Source organism: Maridesulfovibrio salexigens DSM 2638 (genome assembly GCF_000023445.1).
Lineage (GTDB): Bacteria > Desulfobacterota > Desulfovibrionia > Desulfovibrionales > Desulfovibrionaceae > Maridesulfovibrio > Maridesulfovibrio salexigens.
This window is the reverse complement of sequence record NC_012881.1, coordinates 1,088,518-1,108,703: the sequence shown is the minus strand read 5'-3', so window position 1 is coordinate 1,108,703 and position 20,186 is coordinate 1,088,518. Positions and strand designations below refer to the sequence as shown.

Below are 20,186 nucleotides of genomic sequence, written 5' to 3'. Positions count from 1 at the left end.
GGGGAGATCAACAGATCTCCCCTTTTTACGTTGGACAAGAAAAGTACTAAACGCCAAAAGGACCGAACTTCTTCACGTATTCCTGAAGCTCTTCCCAAAGGTGCTCTGAAAATTTGTCATATTTTTCAGCTGCGGTGTCGTAGCTTTCCAACTTTTTAACCACATTTGCAGCTTTGTCGTAAACAGTCTTGAACTCTGCTTCGTCCATGCCTGCCATCTGCATGGCTTCTTCTTTAGTAAGGTGGCCGGTATGGGCAAAAACCCCGGACAGAACGCCCATCATGTTCTTTACGTTCTTTTGAGCCATCGAGTACTCCTTAATTTAGATGAAATACATAAAACTTTTTCACACCATACTGGCCCATAACACTATTTTTTCCATAATTGCAAGCAGTTCCCCTTATAAACTAAAACAATCAACCCAAAAGTAACAACTATAATGAGTCATCATACACCGTTGATTTTTCATGACTGCATACGTATTGTCCGTCTTTAAACCACATTTATGAGAACAAATAATGACAATTAAAAATAACAGTATCTGGATTAATGCGGGAGAAGCTTCCGGTGATATGCACGGAGCAAGACTCGCAAAAGAACTCATGGAGCGCGACCCCGGCCTGAAAGTAATGGGCATGGGCGGGTCGGCAATGGAAAAAGCGGGCTGCGATATCCGCTATCCCATGCAGTTGATTTCACTGGTAGGGTTGACCGAAGTCCTACCCAAACTGCCCCGTCTGCTTAGGCTTTTCGGACAGATCGGAGACATCCTCAAAGCAGAACGCCCCAAGGCAATCATCCTCATCGACTGCCCGGACTTTAACTTCAGACTGGTTAAGATTGCCCGTAAACTGGACATACCTGTTTACTATTACATCACCCCGCAAATCTGGGCATGGCGACAGGGACGGGCCAAATTTCTGCAAAAGCATGTACGCAAAATTTTGTGTATCCTGCCCTTCGAGCAACAATTTTTCAAAGACCGCGGGGTTGATGCCCAGTATGTAGGCCACCCCCTCCTGGACCTCATGCCCCTTAATGAGCTGGACGCAATTGATCCGGACCCGAATCTGATCGGCATTCTTCCAGGCAGTCGCAGCAAGGAAATTTCCTCCCTGCTCCCGGAGTTCGCCCAAGCAGCGGAACGTCTCTCCAAGGATTTCCCGGAGCTGAAATTTTCCATTGCCCGCGCGCCGGGGGTCAAAGAAGAGAAACTACGTCACTTCTGGCCCGACCATATTCCGGTAACCATCAATCAGCCGGAAAACAGATACCGCCTGATGCGCAACGCCAATGCGATCATGGCTGCTTCCGGCACAGCCACTCTGGAATGTGCTCTCATCGGTACACCGACTCTGGTAGCCTACAAGATGTCTGCACTGAGCGGCTATCTAGCTAAAAAGATACTCAATATTAAATACGCCAGCCTCGCAAACATAATCCCGGACAAACTCATCCTGCCGGAATACCTGCTGGAAAATGCCACTGCTGACAATTTCTACAAGCAAATACACCAGTGGGTAAGCGATCCTGAATCTGCTCAAAAAGTAAGGGATGATTTAAAAGAATTACGCGAGATGATCGGCGAACCGGGTGTAGCCGCGCGCACAGCCAAAACCATCTTGGAAGACTTGAACAGTATATAGAACGCAACCTGAAACCGGAGCCGGAACAGAACCATGAAAATAATTCTCGCACTGCTTTTACTGCTGGCAACACTGATCCTTGCAAGCTGTACCGCAGCCCGGAAAATTCCCGGTAAGTATGGTTTCTATTCCACCAAGTCACCATCCCTGACCATTGAATTTAATGGGTTGGAGTATTGGGGAGAATATAAGACAAGCAAGAACGCCGTAACTGTTCACAGCTATTACTACTCTGGCCGGGACGGAGCACAGGGGGCATGGGTAGAACTTGTCAACGTAAGGCAGGACTGGGAGTTACGTCCTAAAAAAGTTCCGGGGGCAAAATTGCCGAACACAGGTGTTTACACACGGGAAATAGCCGGAGACCGCTATTACTGCCGCACTTTCCTTGTCCAGCCCAATTCGGGCAAAAGCGGCTTCGCAACCTTGCCCGTTTATACTGCGATCCGAATCTGCACCAAACTTATTTCTTCTAAGCAGAAGATATCCATAGGCTATGCCGCGGAAGTTGATGCAGAGCTTGCGGGCAAGATCTTCAATTCTCAAAATTACGATCAATTGACTCAAGCGCAAATAGATTTTTTTGCCGCCTTTGACGAACGTGCCGATGACGCTCTTATGATGAAAAAATTCCAGAAAGGTGATGTGAGTGACGAGATCGATGCGGCCGTTAAGCTCGATGATCCTTGGTATAAATTTTCGGATTACATTGATATGGATCGGTTGATTGGGAAGATTTCGCGATAATCAAACGAACTCAAATTGCTACCTACTTGCTCTTCATGACCCATACTCCATCCCAATCGTCTGCTGGCGGGACGGAGATGAAATGATCGCATCGATCTATGTACATTGCGCTCATCTTGTCGCCGGGCAAAAGCGCTAAACATTCCTTGAAGAGCATCCGAGCGGACTCGAATTCCCGATTGCGATAGACTTCCAGCGCATGGGCAAAGGTACGGACCACCTCCCGAAGGAGAGGGTGCTGCTCTTCCTTGGCATGATCAAGCACCTCATAAATGGCCACTGGCTCTGTTTTGCCTTTAACCTGAATCAGGTCAGCTTCCCGCAGAAGATAATCATCTTTGAGAGCAGCTACTGTGAACTCACTAAGCAGGATATGAGAACCGTACATCTTGTTAGCCCCCTCTAACCGAGCCGCAAGGTTTACCCCGTCACCGATTACGGTGTAGTCCATACGCTTAAGGGAGCCGATGTTTCCTACGACCACCGGAGCGGTATTCAGACCTATTCCGATATCGATAGGATCGTGCCCCTCCGTGAGGCGGCGTTCATTGAAATCACGCAGGGAACGCATCATATCAATTGCCGACAAAACAGCGTGATCAGCATCGCGATCAGTCGCAAAGGGAGTTCCAAACACTGCCATAATTGCGTCGCCAATGTATTTATCCAGAATCCCCCCTCGCTCGAAAAGAATTTCCACCATATCGGTAAAATAGTCATTGAGCATGGAGACTGTTTCCTGCGCCCCCAAGGATTCGGATAACGTGGTAAAACTGCGGATATCGGAAAAAAAGACCGTGGCCTCCTTGAGCTGACCGCCGAGCATGGCCTCATTGTCCATGAGTTGATCGGCTACTTCCTTGGTCATATACCGTGCCAGCGTGCCCTTGAGCCGTTTTTCGCTCGAAATATCCTCAAGAACGAGCAGCACTCCAAGGTTTTCGCCCTTGGAATTTACCAAAGGCTTGGTCGATAAATTAACGGATTTGATCTTGCCTTGGGTGCCCAGCTCAGCATCCATGACCAACTCGGTTTTATTTCCGGACACAGTTTTATAAATAGCGCTGGCTATCCACTCATTCTCATGCATAAAAAGCGCGTCCGCTTTCTTGGCAAGGATATCCATTTCGCGAATTTCCAGAATACGCTCCGCAGACGAATTGCACTTTTCGGCGATCCCGTCCTCATTAAACGTGACCACGCCGTTGGCCATTGATTCAAGCATGGACTCGTTATAATTTTTCATGGTCAGGACTTCTTCAAAAAGTGTTGCATTCTCGATAGCTATGGAAGCCTGAGCAGAAAAAGCATGAAGCCTTTTTTCATCAACGACAGTGAACGGACCGCCCTTCTTGTTCAAGGACTGAACCACGCCGATAATCTTCCCGGACTTATTCTTCACCGGCATGCACAGAATAGTATTGGTCCTGTACCCTGTTTTCTTATCCACATCGGGGTTAAACCGGGAATCCGAATACGCATCAGGAATATTGACCGTGCTTCCGGACGTAAAAACCGATCCGGCTATGCCAAGATGGTTGGGGAAACGAATTTCTTTTGTCTCCATCCCCTGAGCGACCATGGACCATAATTCATTTGTTTTTTCATCGTTCAAAAACAAAGTGCTGCGGTCAGCCTCCAAAAGCATGGATGTGGTGGACATAATCCTATTTATAAGTGGCTTGAGATGAATTTCCTTGGAAATGGCCTTAGTGACCTCCAGAAGTTGTGTCTCTTCCTTACGGGCACGGGTAACCTGCTCGAACAGGTGTGCGTTGATCAGAGCGGAGGCAGCTTGGGCGGCCATAGCCTCCAGCAAAGAAAGGTCATGCTCGGAAAAATTCTTTTCTTGCTTGTTAAGCAATTGAACCACACCCACAGCAATGCCATCTTTCCCCCTTATGGGTGCGGTAATTATATTGCGGGTGCGGTAGCCGGTTTTTTTATCTACTTCCGGATTGAATCTGGAATCGGCGTAGGCGTCATCAATGATGATCGACTCGCCAGAAGTAAAAACTGAGCCTGCTATACCCAAGTGGTTGGGAAAGCGAATTTCCTGAGTCAATTCACCCATAGCTACGCGCGAGAACAATTCGTCCGTTTCAGGATCATTGAGAAAAATCGTTCCCCTGTCCGCACGCAATGCCTCAGTGGTAAGTTCCACAAGGCGGGTAAACAGGATATCAAGGGTCAGGATATCCGACACCTGATGTGTGACTTCCAGAACAGCGTTTAACTTGTCGAAAGTGCCTGTCAGCGTCTCGACAAAAAAATCTCGATCTTCCAAGGACAGTTGATTCAGCACCTGACGGATATCATCCTGTCGCAGCCGATGCTCCATCACATCCTTGAAAAGTTCATATTTTTCGCTATGCCCTTTATTCGTCACCTAAAGATCTCCCTATTACCATCATAGGCAATTATCCCAGGCACAGCAAACACACTTTAAAAAATTCATCAAAAATTAAACAAAAAAAACCCCGGAGCCGATCCCCGGGGTTTTTCTGACTTTGGACTCGCTGTGAAGCAATCACCGCGACTGCTTCACAATTCACAAACTGATTAACTTATAAAACTATACGCAGCCGGTAGGCTTGGGCAGACCAGCCATTTTACAAGCTCCCTTACCGGGACCGGAGGGGAACAGCTCATAAATGTGCTTGAGTTTGAATCCGGTAACCTTGGAAAGGATGCGGACCATGGGTGCGATACCGTTCTTCTTGTAGTAGTCCTGCAAGAAGTCGATAACTTTCTGGTGCTCTTCGTTCAGATCTTTGATGCCTTCGCTTTCTTTACAGAAATCAACCCACTCAGGGCACCAGTCTTCGAACTTAAGCAGGAAACCATCTTCGTCTACGTCAAAGCTTTTTCCCTGAAATTCAACGATTGCCATGTAAAACCTCCTAAAAATTAATCGTAAAAGCGTCTTACGCTTTAACAACAGGATATAGTGAATTTCCCGAAATCCAATTTCGAGGAAAATTTCTCACTCACCCAAAGTGCCAATTAAAACCTTGGCAAGAAAAATTCAAGAAAAATATTGTGCGAGTTTGCATATTTCACACAAAAATGTCCAAATTCCCCCTCCACTGATATGTAATCCGGCTGATTCTCTATTTCAAACTTAATTCCTTCTTAAGCAAAAAGAGGAAATTCTTTACATTTCTTTTCATCACCCAAAAGGAAAAAGCGGAATATTTATCCACACAAAAACAAATAAGACACTAAAAACAAACATTTTTTTTACTACAGGAACACTTCATGCTTTACTGATTTGCATAAAATCAGGAGGAACTAAAATGGAAATCAGTTTTGTTAACAAATCAGCAAATCCCACTCTCAGAAACGAGCATCCCGGTCAGGCTGCTCCTGCCACTGTCACTCGCGAGCAGAAACTGGACTCAGTTTCAAGCAACATCAGGTCCGGTCTTAATGCGGCACAGGATAACCCTGACCAGCTTTTGGAACAGACAGTTGAAGCCAGCGCTCATGAAGGAGCTATTGACGGTGCCCATGATTTTAACATGGCAAGAATAATGGAACTTCTTTCCGACCCGTTGCTTCAGGAAGATGTGCCTGAATAAAGAACAGGAATTTCAAAACGATTTTCATTGAACAGATAGGTTCATATTTTGTTATGCCAGACGATTTAAAGCGTCTGAGGCAAAGCCCCGGAGTTACTATATTCGGGGCTTTGCCTTTTTCTGAGCAAAATGGTAACAAAGGGAAGTTTCAGCCCACAAATGGTTACGACGATTTTCTATGAATAAAATCAACTTGATAAAATCACCGGACAAACCGACCCCCGGATACCCGCCAATGGAGTCTTCTTTAACTCCCCCACCGCCGGTAAAAATAGACCCGTTATTACCTGTCCCTTCCGCAGAGCAATGCATGGCATGGTGGGATGATTACAGCATGCTGGAAAACATCAAAGCCCATAGCATGCTTGTAGCAAAGGTAGCGGTTCAGACGTCCACTCTTGCCAGTGAATCCGGCGTAGACATCGATATCCCGACTGTTCAGGCTTCCGCGCTTTTGCACGACATTGCCAAAAGCTACTGCATCCACCACGGCGGCAACCACAGCCAGCTCGGAGCAGCATGGGTCATGCAGTTGACCGGAAACCCGGTAATATCCATGGGTGTTCTCCACCATGTTTTCTGGCCCTTTGAGCCTGAGGCAGATAAATATTTCCTTCCGTTGGTCATAAGTTACGCAGACAAACGCGTAATGCATGACTCATTTACTACGCTTGAAAAAAGATTCAACGATTTGAAGGTCCGCTACGGCAAGACCGAAAAAATCAAACAAAGAATTCACAAAACATACGAGCAGGCTCTCATCCTTGAAGAGCGGCTCGGCAAACTTATCGGAGTTGATCTGAATGCATGTTCTCTTGATTGCGGGCGGCTGGTCTGAGGAAAGGGAAGTATCCCTTAGCGGCGCAAAAGGCATTGAACAGGCTCTTCTCGAACTTGGTCACGATGTGGAATTCGTTGATCCTGCAAAAGACTTCAAGAATATCCTGCTTTTGGCTGAACATGCTGATTTCGCTTTTATCAACCTCCACGGTTCGCCGGGAGAAGACGGCCTGATTCAGGCCATGCTCAATCAGGTTAACTGCCCGTATCAGGGTGCTGAACCTGAAAGTTCTTTCCTGACCCTGAACAAAGCTGCAACCAAAACTGTCTTTGATCACCACGGTATCCTGACTCCCAAATGGGAGCTGGTCTGTGCCGCTGACGGATGCAAAGGCTTGCAGGACCTTGAACCTCCGGTTTTCATCAAACCGAACTCCGGTGGTTCCAGCCTCGGCATGACCTTTGCCCGTACAGCAGAGGAACTGGAAAAAGGAATCGAAACAGTATTCAGTCTGGGCGACAGCGCCCTTGTTGAGGAGTACACCAAAGGTATTGAGGTGACCTGCGGTATCCTTGATGGCGAGCCTATGCCGCTGATCCTGATCAATCCTCCGGATAATGCCGAATTCTTTGACTATCATAGCAAATACGCCCTTGACGGGGCGGAAGAGATATGCCCCGCCCCCATCGATCCGGTTCTGACTGAGCAGATTCAGCAGATCACGGCCAAAGCCCACAAGCTGCTGGGCCTGACCGATTACAGCAGGGCTGATTTTATAATTTCAGAAGGAGTGCCCTACCTGCTGGAAGTGAACACACTTCCCGGCATGACTCCGACAAGTCTTGTCCCGCAGGCCGCAAAAGAAGCGGGTTATTCATTCAATGAACTGATCGCAAAGCTCATTGAACTGGGACAGCGCAAGCGGAAGTAACTTTTTTTCAAACGGAACGGAAACGTCAGGATCAACACATGTCAGTATCGCTCAAACTTAAAGCTGCATCATTTCTCTACGGCCTCGGCTGGAAAGCCGCCATCCCCTTTCTCAAGAAGAACGACAGACTGAAAGAGGGCTTCGATCGCCGAACCCTCAAACACAGCCTGCCGCCGCGCGCGGATGTCTGGATTCAAGCCGCTTCAGCCGGGGAAGCCAAGATTGCTTCCCGGATTATGGAAAACATTTCCATGAGCAGCCCTACAAAATTCCTGCTGACCACCAATACCGAGCAGGGACTCTCTGAGCTTGAGCGCACAGCTTACCGACTGAATCCTAATCCGCGTAATGTTTCCGCATCCGCAACCTATTTCCCGTTCGACAGCCCCGAGATCGCACGCAAGGCTCTCGAAGCTGTCTGCCCGAAGCTGGTGGTACTGATTGAAACTGAAATCTGGCCCGGTTTCCTTTCCACATGCAAAGAGCTTGGCGTGAAGGTAATCATCATCAACGGCCGCATGACCACCAAAAGCCTTGCCGGATACATGGCCCTGCCCGACTTTTTCAGGTCTGTTGCTCCAGAAGAAATCCTCGCTATTTCCGAGGACGATGCCACCCGTTTCAGGACCCTTTTTGAGATCGAGAAGGTCTCAACCATGCCCAACGTAAAGTTCGACAGCACCGGGACGGCCGCAGCAGTTCCGTACACAGCCAACCCTCTTTCTTCCATCTTCCGCCCCAAAACCCCGTTCATCATTCTCGGGTCAGTACGCAAGGAAGAGGAATCTCAGGTGCTTAAGCTTGCAGAAGGCTTGAAAAAAGAGCGTCCCAAGACTGTAATCGGACTTTTCCCGCGCCATATGCACCGCATTGATGCATGGAAAAAGATGCTTGAAGACGCAGGTCTGCCTTGGGTACTGCGTTCTGAAATCGATAACACCGTGCCTTTCGGACATGTTGTTCTCTGGGATGTATTCGGCGAGATGCAGTCCGCTTTCTCCCTTGCACGCGCAGCCTTCATCGGCGGATCTCTGGCTCCGGTCGGCGGACAGAATTTCCTTGAGCCGCTCACCCACGGGATCACCCCGGTGATCGGCCCCTACTGGTCCAACTTCACATGGATCGGCGAAGACATTTTCGAAAAGAAACTGGCCCGCCAGGAAGAGGATTGGGAAGGAGTTCTGCAAGGACTTCTCGACATCAGCAAAAGGGCTTTCAAGCCGGAAAAGGTTAAAAAAGATTTTGAGAAATACCTCGAAGATATGCGCGGTGGAACCGTTGCTGCCTGCGAGGCTATTAAAAGGAATATCTAATAAATGAGTATTGTTTACGGATGCTATGGCATCATCCCGGCCCGCTATGATTCGAGCCGGTTTCCCGGTAAGCCCCTTGCGGATATCTGCGGAAAACCCATGTTCTGGCATGTCTGGAACCGTGCTTCAAAGTGCCCGGAGATGGACAAAGTGGTCCTTGCCACTGATAGTGAAATCATAATGGAAGCTGCGGAGAAACACGGTGTCCCGGCTGTCATGACCAGATCCGACCACACCAGCGGCACCGACCGTGTACTGGAAGCGGCCCGCAAACTGGACCTTCCTTCAGATTCGGTTGTGGTCAACATTCAGGGCGATGAACCATGCCTAGAACCGGCTATGATCTCTGAGTTGGTTTCACCTTTTGCTAAAGATGGGGTAAGAGTAACAACACTGGCCTCGCCCATAAGTGCGGACGAAGCCCAAAGTCCGGACCGTGTAAAAGTAGCACTTGCAAAAGATGGCCGGGCGTTATACTTTTCCCGCTCACCCATTCCATTTTCCCATCAGGGTGACGGGGATTACCTTCTACATATCGGCCTTTACGGTTTCCGCATGGAAGCCCTTGAAACCTTTGCCGGCACGGATGTTTCGCCTCTTGAAAAAAGAGAGCGGCTGGAACAGCTCCGACTGCTGGAAAACGGAATACCCATCCATGTCACCATTACAGAACACTCCTGCCACGGAGTGGACCGTCCAGAAGACTTGGATACAGCCATTAAGATTCTTGAGAGGGAGAAAATATGAAAGCCATTCTGGCACTTGAAGACGGCACCTACTTCGAAGGAACTTCCTTTACCGGCCCCGGTGAGTCCGGCGGCGAAGCCATCTTCAATACCGGCATGACCGGATATCAGGAAGTCCTCACCGACCCCTCCTACACCGGACAGATGGTCTGCATGACCTATCCGCTTATCGGCAACTACGGCATCACCAAAGAAGACATCGAATCCGCAAAAGTCCATGTTGCCGCCTTTATCGTCAAAGAATGCTGCAAGCATCCTTCCAACTGGCGCTCTGTTATGTCCCTGCCTGAATACCTCAAAGAAGCAGGTGTTATGGGAATTGAAGGCATCGACACCCGCGCCCTTACCCGCCATCTGCGTATTAACGGCGCTATGCGCGGCATTATTTCCACCGAAGAACTTGATCCGGAAAAACTGGTCGCAAAAGCAAAGCAGCTTCCCACTATGGAAGGCCAGAACCTTGCAGATACAGTAACTTCCGAAACCTGCTATGCATGGCAGGACGGCAAGCCCGTTCCGGTTGATGTTTCCTCCGGTTACAAATGGAGCGACAAAGGCCCCCGCCTCGTACTCGTTGACTATGGTGTAAAATGGAACATCCTGCGTCTGCTGGATGAACAGGGCTTCGAAGTCCTTTCCGTTCCCTCCCATTACAGCGAAGAGCAGGTCAGGGCACTCGAACCTGATGCTATTTTCCTTTCCAACGGCCCCGGTGACCCGGCAGTTCTCGATCAGGCGGTCAAGAATGCCAAATCCTATTGCGAAGACCTGCCTGTGGCGGGAATTTGCCTTGGACACCAGATTCTTGGACAGGCTCTCGGCGGTAAGGCGTTCAAATTGAAGTTCGGTCACCATGGCTGTAACCACCCTGTTATGGACATGGAAAGCAAGAAAATTGAAATTTCTTCCCAAAACCACGGGTTTTGCGTTGACATTTCCGACTGTTCCGATCTTAAAATCACACACAAGAACCTTAACGACGAAACTCTGGAAGGCTTTGCTCATAAAACCAAGCCGATCATCGCCATCCAGTTTCACCCGGAAGCAGCCCCCGGTCCGCATGACAGCTGCTACTTCTTCGCCAGATTCCGTAATCTGGTAAAAGATGCCACCGGTAAATAAATTGCGCTAAATACTTACGTCGGAGACTGATATGTCCGGTGAACTGACCAACGCCAGAAAAAAACTGGCAACCATACCTTCCCTGCTCAAACAGCAGAAAGCCATGCCTGCGGTTCAGGCTGCTTATGATGCAGTATTGATCATGCTCAAGGGCGGTCTGATGAAAGCTGAGCGTGAGGAATTTCAGGAGCTGATCGACAGCACTGTCCACATCCTCAACAGCGATAAAAAACTCAGGGAAGATTATCCGCTGATCATCAACTACGCTCCCGGTGAAGAGAAAGCATTGCTTGAGACTTTACGGGAAATTCTGCAAGAACTGCAGAAGAACGTAAGTGCAGGCGCCCAGCAGCTTTTGGCTGCCATGGAAAAGCGTAAAAGGGAACAACTGGAGAAAGGTCAGGCACTCATTGAAGAGAACAACATTTCTGAAGCTCAGAAACTCTTCAACGCTCTGATCAAAGAGTTCAAGGACGATACAGAGCTCCGGGCAGAGATTGCCGACAAGTTCATCAAGTCCGGGCTTTACAATGAAGCTCTTGAATATCTGGAAGATGCACTTAAAAACGATCCCAATGCGATTTTCCTGTACAACCGTATCGGAATCGTTTTGCGCAAGATGAAAGATTTTGAGGCTGCTGAAAAATATTACCTCAGAGCACTCAAAATCAACAATAAAGATGAGTATCTCTACTTCAACACCGGTCGCCTCTACTACGACTGGAAAAAGTGGGATCGGATGGCTAAAGCTGCTCAAAAAGCACTTTCCATCAACCCCAACTTTGCCGAAGCAGAAAAGATGCTCAAATTCGCCCAGAAAAAAATGGGTTAATAATGCATCCGGCGGCCCTGCGGGGACTTTCCGGGAGCCTTAAACCATTTTATTAAGCTTCGCTGTTAGCGCGACTAAGCCGAATATAAAGATCAAGGAGGACTGTCTTTTCAGTTCTCCTTTTTTAATGGAACCACTATGAAATATATTTTGCTGGACCGTGACGGAACCATTATTGTGGATAAGCACTACCTTAACGATCCTGAGGGAGTTGAGCTTTTCACCAACACCGCAGAAGGCTTGAAAGCCATGCAGAATGCCGGATACAAACTGCTCGTTACCACCAACCAGTCAGGTATCGGACGCGGCTATTACTCTGAAAAGGACATGCATGCGGTTAATGCACGCATGGCTGAACTGCTGGCTGAGCACGGTATTGAATTCAAGGCCGTATACTTCTGCCCCCATGCACCGGATCAGGACTGCGACTGCCGTAAGCCAGCCCCCGGCATGTTTGATCAGGCCATAGCGGAGTTCGGTATCAATCCCGAAGAATGCTACGTAATCGGAGACAAACTTTGCGATGTGGAACTGGGCAAGGCCCGCAAAGCCAAATCTATTCTGGTACGCACCGGAAAAGGTTTGAAAGAAGAGCCAAAATGCGTGGGCAAAGCTGATTATATTGCCGATGACCTGCTTGATGCTGCGGAATTTATTAAAAGGTCCACAAATGAATAAAGTCCTTACCTTAAAACAATTTCAGGATCTCGCACTTGAAATGATCGCCCTTGAACCGCATGTGGAAGTTACTGCTGAAAATTTCCATATGGGAGATGAAGAGAAAGACATCGACAAAGTTGCCGAGGTCTACGGTTTTTCGCGCCATGCCAAGCCGGGTTATGAAATAATTTTCGACTGGGTGGCCAAAGGGAACTTGGACGGGTTTCTCATTGATATGTTCGATTTTACTATTGAAACATATAACAAAGGAGACTTCTGCCCGACCTTCAAAGGTGCAATTGTTTTGGATGATTACAAAGAGCCCTTTGAAGGCCATGAAATCGCCCAGAAGATCATGGAATTGATCAAGACGGAACAATGGACCAAATGGCTCATTGAATACCTGCCCGAGCCACGCATGCTGGTCGATATGGAAGATTAAAAATGAGGCCCGCTCTTCACTGGAGAGCGGGCCTTATTTCTTTATAATTTCTGAGCCGAAACCAGCATGATGCCCTTACTGGAATCACTCCAAGTTCTGCGGAAATTTCCAAATCCGCATTCTTTCAATTCCTGCTCCAGAATATCCGGTTCAATAAAATGCGAAAAGTAACCCGCAAAAGTTGTTATCACTTCAAGTGAGGCAATAGTCTGGGTGGACATAGGGCTGCCGGTCTTGGCGTAATGATTTGCGCAGAACCAGCCACCGGACCTCAATGACTTGGACACCTTTTCCAGCACAGGTTTCAAATTGCCACGGCAAGCATAGAGTACGTGTGAAGCGAAGATCAGATCAAAGTCCAACGCAGGCAGTTCTTCCTCTCGCATATCCACGGCAACTCCCTTCACCCTCGCTCCGAAACCATTATCACGGCAACGCTGCTCAGCCAGAGGAACCACATGCGGCAGGTCGAGAATGACTCCATTCAACTGTGGATTCCGGGCAAGTACAGACATGGTATAATTCCCGTGATTACCACCGAGATCGCCCATAAGCCGGAAATCATCAAATCCGGGTAGCAGGCTGATAGCATCGACTGTTGCATGCAACCCTCCGCTAAGTGATTCCTGAGCAGTTCCTTCCATTGCATCCGTGGCGGCCCATTTTTTATCACTATCATCACGCTGACTCTTGTTTCCTTTCAGCAACTCCCCCATATCCCGGATGACTCCAGTACAAAAATCCATGGTCAGACCCATAGCCAATCCCTGATACAAAGGAGAAGTGCTGACCAGATATTCGGTTGCTAAATACGTGTTGGAATATTGCCCGTTATTATCTTGGACCAGATCATACGACACAAGCAGGTCTAACAAGGACCCAAGCTTTAGCTCATCAAATTCAAAATACTCAGCCAACTCTTTCAGGCTGGCAGGTTTTAATTCGAGCGTATCAAAAAGCTTGAAATTTACCGCTTCCATCACAACCTGTGAAGAGACACTGCGAATGATAAGACTGTGCACAGGAGAGAAATCTTGTTCGGGTCTAGGATAGTTCATGACATCCTCCAAAAAGTGTTTAGCAACTAAACACTTAGGTTAAAAAATTTTACTTTAAGTAGCTATCCATCCAATCGTTCATCTTGCTACAGATATCGTCAAACATCTCAAGTTCCTCTTCAGACATGGACCGCAGATAATCGATAAACTCGCTATCATGGTCCAAATGGTATTTATAGTGATTTTCACTGGCTTTCTTCCCAAGCTCTGTCAGACGCAATATAACCTTGGAGCCATTTTGAGGATCAGGTTCTTTGAGCATCAGTCCTTTTTTTACCAACTTGCTGACCAGTTGTGATGCAGCACCTTTAGTCACTCCAGATTCGCGGGCGAGATCAGTAATCCCACATCCTCCAAGAGCATCAATAGCAGAAAGAGTATGTATTTCAGATGGATAAAGCTCAATTCCAATCCCGAAATCGAACGCCTTCCGCTCGACCATATTATACTTAACCAGCACCCTGCCTAGTTCACGCATATGAGGTATTATTTCTTCTACGTCTTTCATACTAAAACTGTTTAGTTGCTAAACAGTTGTTTGTCAACCATGAATTTACAATCCCATTGACTATTGCTACAAACAGAGCATGAAAAAAGTATTTATAGGGCCGGGAAAACATATTTTATTATTAATTTTTGCATTAATGCTTCCATTGCTGTGCAAGATAGCTCCCGTGGCCGCCGAAACATCACAATTTCCCATCGCTGATCCATACAAGGCTACTATCTTCGGCACACCGCCGGACCTAATGTACAAGTTGAAAGATCCGACCAAACCTTACGAATGCGAAATACTCATTGAAGAACGCAGGATTCCGGACATATTCTGGTATAATGAAAAATTTTATTACACCACAGCTATGCAGGAAGGAGAAGCTCCACTGCTTTTCATCATCGCCGGAACAGGATCGGAGCATGACTCCACCAAAATGCGTTTCCTGACCCAATTGTTTTATGAAGCAGGATTCCATGTAGTAGGCCTCTCATCACCGACACATATGAATTTTGTGGTCAGTTTTTCCAAATACGGTGCCCCCGGGTACGTGCCTCATGATGTAGATGACCTTTACCGGGCCATGAAATGGATCAAAGCCGACCTTGAAGATGACCACAAGATAAGAAGCTACAGCATTACAGGGTACAGCCTCGGAGCAATGCACTCGGCCTTCCTAGCCAAGCTGGACGAAGAACGCAGGGATTTCCTTTTCCGCCGTGTGTTGATGCTTAACCCTCCGGTCAGCCTGTACACTTCCGCCCTGCGCTTCGATTCATGGCTAAGCCCTGAAAACCTCGGCAACAAAACACCCCGGCAGGTCATTGACGAACTTATCGAAGCTTTCTCAGAAATCTACGTCCAATCCGACATTGTCGACCTTGATGATAACTTCCTCTACGCCCTGTCACAGCACATAAACTTTTCGGACATGGATATGCGGGCTATCATTGCCGCAGCTTTCAGAATGTCCTCAGCAAGTATGATATTCAGTTCCGATGTCTGCCTTAATGCCGGATATATTGTCCCGGTCAACAAGCATCTCGGCGTAGGCGATAATCTCATGCCTTATACCAGAGTTTCGGCGGCAATCACTTTTGAGGATTACGTTGATGAATATCTGCTCCCCTACCTGCAATTTCTGACCCCCGGCACGACCAAGGGAGAGCTGGTCAGAAACTGCGATCTTACAAGTATCAAGGATTACCTGAGCAAATCAGATAAAATTTTCGTGCTCGGAAATGAAGATGATATTATTCTGGACAGCGCGGATGTGGATTTCCTGCGAGACACATTCGGAGACCGTGCGATCCTCTTTCCCCGTGGCGGACATTGTGGAAACATGATGTTTAAGCCCTATGCCCTGAAAGCGCAGGAGCTGATAAAATGATAAGAAAATTATTCAGCTTCATTCTGCTTTGTCTTCTGCTGCAGGGCTGCGCCACAATCAGCAAAAATGACCCTTCGCTTAATCTTAAGCCTCAAGGGTTTATCGCACCGGTATCCCACGCACCACGGGCAGGTCAGCCGCAGACAAAGGACGCGGACCTCGACTTTCTTGAAGTGTATGATCCATGGGATTCCATGAACCGCCAGATATACTCTTTCAACGCCCGTTTTGACCGTGCGATCTATATTCCGGCGGTGGATGTTTACACCACAGTAATCCCTTCTCCGGTACGTAAAGGGGTAACCAATGCGGTCAACAACCTGAACGAAGTAAAATCTTTCACTAACGGCATCCTGCAATTTAATGGCGGCAAAACCGCACGAGCCTTTTCCCGGTTTGTAATCAATTCATCCTTGGGCCTGCTTGGAATATTTGACGTAGCCACTATGTGGGATTTGAAACGAAAAGAGACAGGATTTGCGGACACATTAGGTGTCTGGGGAATACCCCCGGGACCATATGTTGTGCTGCCTATTGTCGGTCCTTCAAGTATACGTGATACCGGTGGATCACTGGGCGACTTTGCCCTGCTTTGGTACGAAATGAACTGGGTTTACGATCTTGCCGGGGTTACAGAAGGACGCACCGCCATCGGTATAGGCGAATCCACTATCCGTGGTCTTGACCTGCGCGCCAATATACCCTTTCGTTACTACCAGACAGGTTCTCCCTTTGAGTATGATCTAGTCCGCTTCCTGTATACGAAAAAACGCGAACTGGATATGGAACGCGAGCAGTTGGGCAGTTCAACAGCCGGCAAGCCGTATATGAAGAAAAAGTTTGATACTCCCCGAAGAAACAGAGAGCCAGCGACTAAATAAAAAGAGGGACCGTCACAGTCCCTCTTTCTTTCTACTTTAATGGCTGTCCACTTTAGGTCTTTTACGCTCATTAGGGACTTCAAAAACCAGCGTGGCGGTCTTTTTCTCCTGCATAAAATCAGGACTTTCCTTCATCGGTTTTTTCTTGGTAAAGAACCGCACAAACCATCTTCCGCTCACATCAATCGGCAATTTGATTTTACCGTCATTAATCTGCTGACGCTGAATATACATATCCTCAGCCTGAGTGGAGAATCCGTTGTATGTAGCGTCCCAGTAGCCTTCCCCCTGATAGGGTTTACCGTCCACATAGACCTGCATTTCGAGCACATCCCCCTTCCTGAGCATGGAGACATCCTTTGCCGGAACAAGTTCCATGGGCATTCCGACAATAGCGGGAAATTCAGCTGAAGGATTCTCGCAAACAACATAAGTCTTGGTCCACTGACTGCTGCGCAGAGAGGACACAATTTCAGAAGCACGGTCTTTCACGCTGCTCATGGGTTTAATGGAATGACGTTTACGGCCTTTCTTATCCAGCCATGTTGTGAAATGACCGGGATTTGTAGCAGCGGTCAGCACATATGTTCCGGGTATCGCATAGTTGACGAGATAGGAATGCAGCGATTTTTCATCCCGGAGTTTGATATTGTATGATTTCCCATCAGGCTGCTGCACTGTGATGTGGTTAATTTTTTTCATACGCACAGCGTCATCCACCGGAACATGATGCCCGTAACAGAAGAACAGCGGTGACTTTTTGCCTTCGGAAACATGATAACGCCCAGCCTGAAGATATAGGGAGTGGGCAGAGGATGCTGCGGGGACAAATATCGTAAAAACCATAATCAGCGAGAGTAATTTCTTAAGCATCTGGTGATCCTTTTTAATGGTTATAGTTAAGAGGGACCAAAAGAGATAACGAAATCCGTTTTCAATATCAAGAAATTACACTCATACTCATTGTTTGGCAATAATATCAGATTTTACTCCAGACGACTGAAACGACTACGGTATTCTCTAGGACTTAAGCCCGTCATTCGCTTGAAAAGCCTCCTAAAGGACGATGGGTTATCGTACCCGACCAGCTCGGTAATCTCATCAACTCCCTTACCGCTGACCTCAAGCAGGTGGCGGGCAGCCTCAATACGCAATTGTTGAAGATAATTATTTGGAGTCATGCCCGTGGCCCGCTTGAATCGGCGCAAGAAAGTTCGCTCACCAAGACCGGACTGCTCAGCCAATAATGCTATATTTACCTGACGGCTGTAATTTCCCTGCATCCACTCCTGCACCCCCAGAATATTCTTATCCGTGAAACCTTCATCCACTGACTTGCTCTCGAACATAAAATACGGGGTCTGTACATCACGCGTAGAATCCATGACCAGCGTCTTGGCACAGGCAGCTGAAATCTCTCGCCCCATAAAGCGGGCCACAATGTGCAGGGCAAGATCCTGCCAGGCCATAGCCCCTCCAGCACAAATGTAACTGCCACCGTCAATGAGCATCCGCCGGGGCTGCAAATCTACATTTTTAAAACGGGCTGAAAAGTCCGGAGCTAACTTCCAATGCGTAGTTGCGGGCTTTCCATCCAACAAACCGGCATGAGCCATGAGGAATGATCCGGCACAAGCTGAAGCCAGAATTGTCCCTTGTTCTCCAAGTTCAGCAATACGCTTAATGAGCTGGTCATTTTCCAGCAAAACTTCAACGTCCCCGAACACCGGAGGAATGACCAGAATATCCGGCTGTGTATCCAAAACGCTACCGGCAACCTGCAAGGCAATCCCCACAAAACCTGAAACGGGTTCACCATCAGGACTCAGAATCGATAAGCCGCTGAATTTATCTCCAGCTGAGGCATTTGCAAGGCTATTGGCGATACTGAAAATCTCCAGCACCCCGGCAACCGCACTGACCAGACAATTATCATAGGCAAGAACTGCTACATTCATAATGACCTATTGTCGTTTTCAGCATGCTTATTGTCAATAGTGCCACTTAAATTTTATCGCGATTCTGTCAGCATGTACTCAAGCTGAACGAACACTTCTACAAGGAGAATTAAATGAGTAAAAAAGCACTGGTCATCATCGATATCCAGAACGACTATTTCCCCGGCGGCAAGTTCATGCTGGACAACAGTGAACAAGCCGGGGCTAACGCTGCTCAGGTTCTAGAATATTTCAGAAAAACCGCACAGCCTGTAATCCACATCCAACACATTTCAGTACGGAAAGGATCATCTTTCTTCCTGCCTGAAACTCAAGGGGTGATGATTCATGACTGTGTTAAACCGCTGGAAAACGAAACTGTCATCAATAAAAACTATCCGAACAGCTTCCGGGAAACCAACCTTGATGCAAAATTAAAAGAATTAGGTGCGGAGGAACTGGTCATAATCGGGATGATGAGCAATATGTGTATTGACGCAACCACCCGTGCAGCCGCGGATATGGGCTATAAATGCACAATTGCACATGATGCGTGCTGCGGGGCCAGCCTTGAATTCAATGGTGTAAAAGTGGGTTCTGCGGATGTTCATGCCGGATTCATGGCTTCGCTGGGCATGTTCTACGCTCAGATGGTCAGCGCGGAAGAGTTGACCAGCTAACGCACATTTTGAACCCGAAGATATAACATCAGGCCGAGCATGGTCAGGCCGATACCGGACCAGCCCAGTATTCCGGGCAATGATCCATGCAGCAAGACAACCTCTCCGGCCAATGAGAAAAGCACTTCCATTGACTGTGTGCAATCTGCCGCGGCCAGTTCCGCAGCGTTCCGGGCTTTGTGTCGGGCATATAGAAACAGACTGGTCGCGGCAATGCCGGAAAATATCGCCACAAGCGCGGTATTTATAATCTGCCCTGTTTGCGGAAGCGGGGGCTGTGTGAATAGAATCAATCCGGCCCACAGCGGGAGTGAGCCGAGAGTCAGCAACAGTACGCGGCAAAAAGGATCATCCATAGCAGGATCATCCAAAGCCGGGATCCTGCCACTGCCGCCGTTACGCGCCTCCCAGACTAATTGATTTCCGAAAGGATAGGCAAAAGCAGCAACAAAAACCGGAATTGCTCCCAGCAGAACCGCATTCCACGAACTATCCTCTACGCTTTCGATATTTACCAGCAGCACCCCGGCAAAAATAATCAAGGTCAGCAATAAAGCACGTAAAGGCACCTTCTTACCGAATCCAAGTAAAACCAGCGGAGTAGCGAGGATGGTAGTCTGCCATGTGGCGGCGACAACCCAGCCGGGAGTGTATGAGGCACTGAAAGTAATCAGGGCATAGAAGATACCGAAGCCGACTCCACCGGCAACAGTCCAGAATTTCCAGTGCTTAAGATAAAGTTTAAAGGAGCTGAGCAATAATTCACGGCGGAAAAATCCAAGTCCGATAAATAGCAGTGCCAGCATCCAGAAATAGCGCAGACTTGCTGACCAGACCCAGTGTCCGCCATCCAGACTCATGGCCCTGTTAAGCACAAAAGTAGAACTGAAAAAAAATGCAGCCAGAATACCGGTCAGGATGATCTGCATGAAAATCTCCGTGA

General features: G+C 47.9%; 22 protein-coding genes. 14 read left to right on the top strand and 8 right to left on the bottom strand.

Going from position 1 to position 20,186, the window contains the following annotated elements:
- Positions 1–46 precede the first annotated feature (46 nt).
- The gene (locus DESAL_RS04975) at positions 47–307 is read right to left on the bottom strand and encodes a hypothetical protein (protein WP_015850872.1); all 261 of its coding nucleotides are present in this window, start codon (positions 305–307) and stop codon (positions 47–49) included.
- 211 nt (positions 308–518) lie between these two features.
- On the opposite strand from DESAL_RS04975, the gene lpxB reads away from it, so the two are divergent.
- Positions 519–1,646 (top strand): lipid-A-disaccharide synthase, encoded by a 1,128-nt coding sequence (gene lpxB / locus DESAL_RS04970; RefSeq protein WP_015850871.1) that lies wholly within the window; start codon positions 519–521, stop codon positions 1,644–1,646.
- Between the two features lie 33 nt (positions 1,647–1,679).
- Positions 1,680–2,393: a hypothetical protein gene (locus DESAL_RS04965; RefSeq protein ID WP_015850870.1), complete on the top strand. Its 714-nt coding sequence runs from the start codon at positions 1,680–1,682 to the stop codon at positions 2,391–2,393.
- A 22-nt stretch (positions 2,394–2,415) separates the two neighbouring features.
- On the opposite strand, the gene DESAL_RS04960 is transcribed toward DESAL_RS04965, so the two are convergent.
- Both DESAL_RS04960 and DESAL_RS04955 read right to left on the bottom strand, forming a co-directional pair.
- Complete coding sequence (locus DESAL_RS04960) at positions 2,416–4,782, bottom strand: adenylate/guanylate cyclase domain-containing protein (RefSeq protein ID WP_015850869.1); 2,367 nt, start codon at positions 4,780–4,782, stop codon at positions 2,416–2,418.
- Positions 4,783–4,968: 186 nt separating this feature from the next.
- Positions 4,969–5,286 carry a TusE/DsrC/DsvC family sulfur relay protein gene (locus DESAL_RS04955; protein WP_015850868.1) on the bottom strand — a complete coding sequence of 106 codons (318 nt, stop codon included), beginning with the start codon at positions 5,284–5,286 and terminating at the stop codon, positions 4,969–4,971.
- A gap of 406 nt (positions 5,287–5,692) precedes the next feature.
- Here DESAL_RS04955 and DESAL_RS04950 point away from each other — a divergent pair, with 406 nt between their 5' ends.
- From DESAL_RS04950 to DESAL_RS04910, 9 genes are all read left to right on the top strand, one after another.
- Positions 5,693–5,977 carry a hypothetical protein gene (locus DESAL_RS04950; RefSeq protein WP_015850867.1) on the top strand — a complete coding sequence of 95 codons (285 nt, stop codon included), beginning with the start codon at positions 5,693–5,695 and terminating at the stop codon, positions 5,975–5,977.
- Positions 5,978–6,212: 235 nt separating this feature from the next.
- Complete coding sequence (locus DESAL_RS04945) at positions 6,213–6,815, top strand: HD domain-containing protein (RefSeq protein WP_049760007.1); 603 nt, start codon at positions 6,213–6,215, stop codon at positions 6,813–6,815.
- Positions 6,781–7,689 carry a D-alanine--D-alanine ligase family protein gene (locus DESAL_RS04940; protein WP_015850865.1) on the top strand — a complete coding sequence of 303 codons (909 nt, stop codon included), beginning with the start codon at positions 6,781–6,783 and terminating at the stop codon, positions 7,687–7,689. The genes DESAL_RS04945 and DESAL_RS04940 overlap by 35 nt, the downstream gene beginning before the upstream one ends.
- Before the next feature lie 38 nt (positions 7,690–7,727).
- Positions 7,728–9,002 carry a 3-deoxy-D-manno-octulosonic acid transferase gene (locus DESAL_RS04935; protein ID WP_015850864.1) on the top strand — a complete coding sequence of 425 codons (1,275 nt, stop codon included), beginning with the start codon at positions 7,728–7,730 and terminating at the stop codon, positions 9,000–9,002.
- A gap of 3 nt (positions 9,003–9,005) precedes the next feature.
- The gene (kdsB, locus tag DESAL_RS04930; RefSeq protein ID WP_015850863.1) at positions 9,006–9,749 is read left to right on the top strand and encodes a 3-deoxy-manno-octulosonate cytidylyltransferase; all 744 of its coding nucleotides are present in this window, start codon (positions 9,006–9,008) and stop codon (positions 9,747–9,749) included.
- Positions 9,746–10,870 carry a glutamine-hydrolyzing carbamoyl-phosphate synthase small subunit gene (carA, locus tag DESAL_RS04925; RefSeq protein ID WP_015850862.1) on the top strand — a complete coding sequence of 375 codons (1,125 nt, stop codon included), beginning with the start codon at positions 9,746–9,748 and terminating at the stop codon, positions 10,868–10,870. The genes kdsB and carA overlap by 4 nt, the downstream gene beginning before the upstream one ends.
- Before the next feature lie 31 nt (positions 10,871–10,901).
- Positions 10,902–11,702, top strand: a complete 801-nt coding sequence (locus DESAL_RS04920; RefSeq protein ID WP_015850861.1) for a tetratricopeptide repeat protein — start codon at positions 10,902–10,904, stop codon at positions 11,700–11,702.
- A gap of 138 nt (positions 11,703–11,840) precedes the next feature.
- Positions 11,841–12,380, top strand: coding sequence for a D-glycero-beta-D-manno-heptose 1,7-bisphosphate 7-phosphatase (gene gmhB, locus DESAL_RS04915; protein WP_015850860.1), 540 nt, complete (start codon positions 11,841–11,843; stop codon positions 12,378–12,380).
- A complete protein-coding gene (locus DESAL_RS04910; protein WP_015850859.1) occupies positions 12,373–12,804 on the top strand; it encodes a hypothetical protein in 432 nt (143 codons plus the stop codon). The genes gmhB and DESAL_RS04910 overlap by 8 nt, the downstream gene beginning before the upstream one ends.
- 41 nt (positions 12,805–12,845) lie before the next feature.
- On the opposite strand, the gene DESAL_RS04905 is transcribed toward DESAL_RS04910, so the two are convergent.
- Complete coding sequence (locus tag DESAL_RS04905; protein WP_015850858.1) at positions 12,846–13,862, bottom strand: methyltransferase; 1,017 nt, start codon at positions 13,860–13,862, stop codon at positions 12,846–12,848.
- Between the two features lie 49 nt (positions 13,863–13,911).
- Positions 13,912–14,370, bottom strand: a complete 459-nt coding sequence (locus DESAL_RS04900) for a MarR family winged helix-turn-helix transcriptional regulator (protein WP_015850857.1) — start codon at positions 14,368–14,370, stop codon at positions 13,912–13,914.
- A 166-nt stretch (positions 14,371–14,536) separates the two neighbouring features.
- Here DESAL_RS04900 and DESAL_RS04895 point away from each other — a divergent pair, with 166 nt between their 5' ends.
- Positions 14,537–15,745, top strand: a complete 1,209-nt coding sequence (locus tag DESAL_RS04895; protein WP_197528790.1) for an alpha/beta fold hydrolase — start codon at positions 14,537–14,539, stop codon at positions 15,743–15,745.
- Positions 15,742–16,626: an MlaA family lipoprotein gene (locus DESAL_RS04890; RefSeq protein ID WP_015850855.1), complete on the top strand. Its 885-nt coding sequence runs from the start codon at positions 15,742–15,744 to the stop codon at positions 16,624–16,626. Before DESAL_RS04895 ends, DESAL_RS04890 begins: the two co-directional genes overlap by 4 nt.
- A 36-nt stretch (positions 16,627–16,662) precedes the next feature.
- Here DESAL_RS04890 and DESAL_RS04885 read toward each other — a convergent pair whose 3' ends face one another.
- Together DESAL_RS04885 and DESAL_RS04880 are read right to left on the bottom strand one after the other, a co-directional pair.
- Entirely contained in the window at positions 16,663–17,499 is an 837-nt protein-coding gene (locus tag DESAL_RS04885; protein ID WP_015850854.1) for a DUF4198 domain-containing protein, read from the bottom strand.
- Between the two features lie 113 nt (positions 17,500–17,612).
- Positions 17,613–18,584 (bottom strand): GlxA family transcriptional regulator, encoded by a 972-nt coding sequence (locus tag DESAL_RS04880; RefSeq protein ID WP_015850853.1) that lies wholly within the window; start codon positions 18,582–18,584, stop codon positions 17,613–17,615.
- A 113-nt stretch (positions 18,585–18,697) separates the two neighbouring features.
- Here DESAL_RS04880 and DESAL_RS04875 point away from each other — a divergent pair, with 113 nt between their 5' ends.
- A complete protein-coding gene (locus tag DESAL_RS04875; protein ID WP_015850852.1) occupies positions 18,698–19,243 on the top strand; it encodes a cysteine hydrolase family protein in 546 nt (181 codons plus the stop codon).
- On the opposite strand, the gene DESAL_RS04870 is transcribed toward DESAL_RS04875, so the two are convergent.
- A complete protein-coding gene (locus DESAL_RS04870; protein WP_015850851.1) occupies positions 19,240–20,172 on the bottom strand; it encodes a DMT family transporter in 933 nt (310 codons plus the stop codon). The genes DESAL_RS04875 and DESAL_RS04870 overlap by 4 nt on opposite strands.
- Positions 20,173–20,186: the final 14 nt, after the last annotated feature.

Excerpts from the sequence above, each read along its gene's own strand:
- DESAL_RS04975 (WP_015850872.1), bottom strand. The coding sequence starts at position 307 with ATGGCTCAAAAGAACGTAAAGAACATGATGGGCGTTCTGTCCGGGGTT.
- lpxB (WP_015850871.1), top strand. The coding sequence starts at position 519 with ATGACAATTAAAAATAACAGTATCTGGATTAATGCGGGAGAAGCTTCC.
- DESAL_RS04965 (WP_015850870.1), top strand. The coding sequence starts at position 1,680 with ATGAAAATAATTCTCGCACTGCTTTTACTGCTGGCAACACTGATCCTT.
- DESAL_RS04955 (WP_015850868.1), bottom strand. The coding sequence starts at position 5,286 with ATGGCAATCGTTGAATTTCAGGGAAAAAGCTTTGACGTAGACGAAGAT.
- DESAL_RS04950 (WP_015850867.1), top strand. The coding sequence starts at position 5,693 with ATGGAAATCAGTTTTGTTAACAAATCAGCAAATCCCACTCTCAGAAAC.
- DESAL_RS04945 (WP_049760007.1), top strand. The coding sequence starts at position 6,213 with ATGGAGTCTTCTTTAACTCCCCCACCGCCGGTAAAAATAGACCCGTTA.
- DESAL_RS04940 (WP_015850865.1), top strand. The coding sequence starts at position 6,781 with ATGCATGTTCTCTTGATTGCGGGCGGCTGGTCTGAGGAAAGGGAAGTA.
- DESAL_RS04935 (WP_015850864.1), top strand. The coding sequence starts at position 7,728 with ATGTCAGTATCGCTCAAACTTAAAGCTGCATCATTTCTCTACGGCCTC.
- kdsB (WP_015850863.1), top strand. The coding sequence starts at position 9,006 with ATGAGTATTGTTTACGGATGCTATGGCATCATCCCGGCCCGCTATGAT.
- carA (WP_015850862.1), top strand. The coding sequence starts at position 9,746 with ATGAAAGCCATTCTGGCACTTGAAGACGGCACCTACTTCGAAGGAACT.
- DESAL_RS04920 (WP_015850861.1), top strand. The coding sequence starts at position 10,902 with ATGTCCGGTGAACTGACCAACGCCAGAAAAAAACTGGCAACCATACCT.
- gmhB (WP_015850860.1), top strand. The coding sequence starts at position 11,841 with ATGAAATATATTTTGCTGGACCGTGACGGAACCATTATTGTGGATAAG.
- DESAL_RS04910 (WP_015850859.1), top strand. The coding sequence starts at position 12,373 with ATGAATAAAGTCCTTACCTTAAAACAATTTCAGGATCTCGCACTTGAA.
- DESAL_RS04905 (WP_015850858.1), bottom strand. The coding sequence starts at position 13,862 with ATGAACTATCCTAGACCCGAACAAGATTTCTCTCCTGTGCACAGTCTT.
- DESAL_RS04900 (WP_015850857.1), bottom strand. The coding sequence starts at position 14,370 with ATGAAAGACGTAGAAGAAATAATACCTCATATGCGTGAACTAGGCAGG.
- DESAL_RS04890 (WP_015850855.1), top strand. The coding sequence starts at position 15,742 with ATGATAAGAAAATTATTCAGCTTCATTCTGCTTTGTCTTCTGCTGCAG.
- DESAL_RS04885 (WP_015850854.1), bottom strand. The coding sequence starts at position 17,499 with ATGCTTAAGAAATTACTCTCGCTGATTATGGTTTTTACGATATTTGTC.
- DESAL_RS04880 (WP_015850853.1), bottom strand. The coding sequence starts at position 18,584 with ATGAATGTAGCAGTTCTTGCCTATGATAATTGTCTGGTCAGTGCGGTT.
- DESAL_RS04875 (WP_015850852.1), top strand. The coding sequence starts at position 18,698 with ATGAGTAAAAAAGCACTGGTCATCATCGATATCCAGAACGACTATTTC.
- DESAL_RS04870 (WP_015850851.1), bottom strand. The coding sequence starts at position 20,172 with ATGCAGATCATCCTGACCGGTATTCTGGCTGCATTTTTTTTCAGTTCT.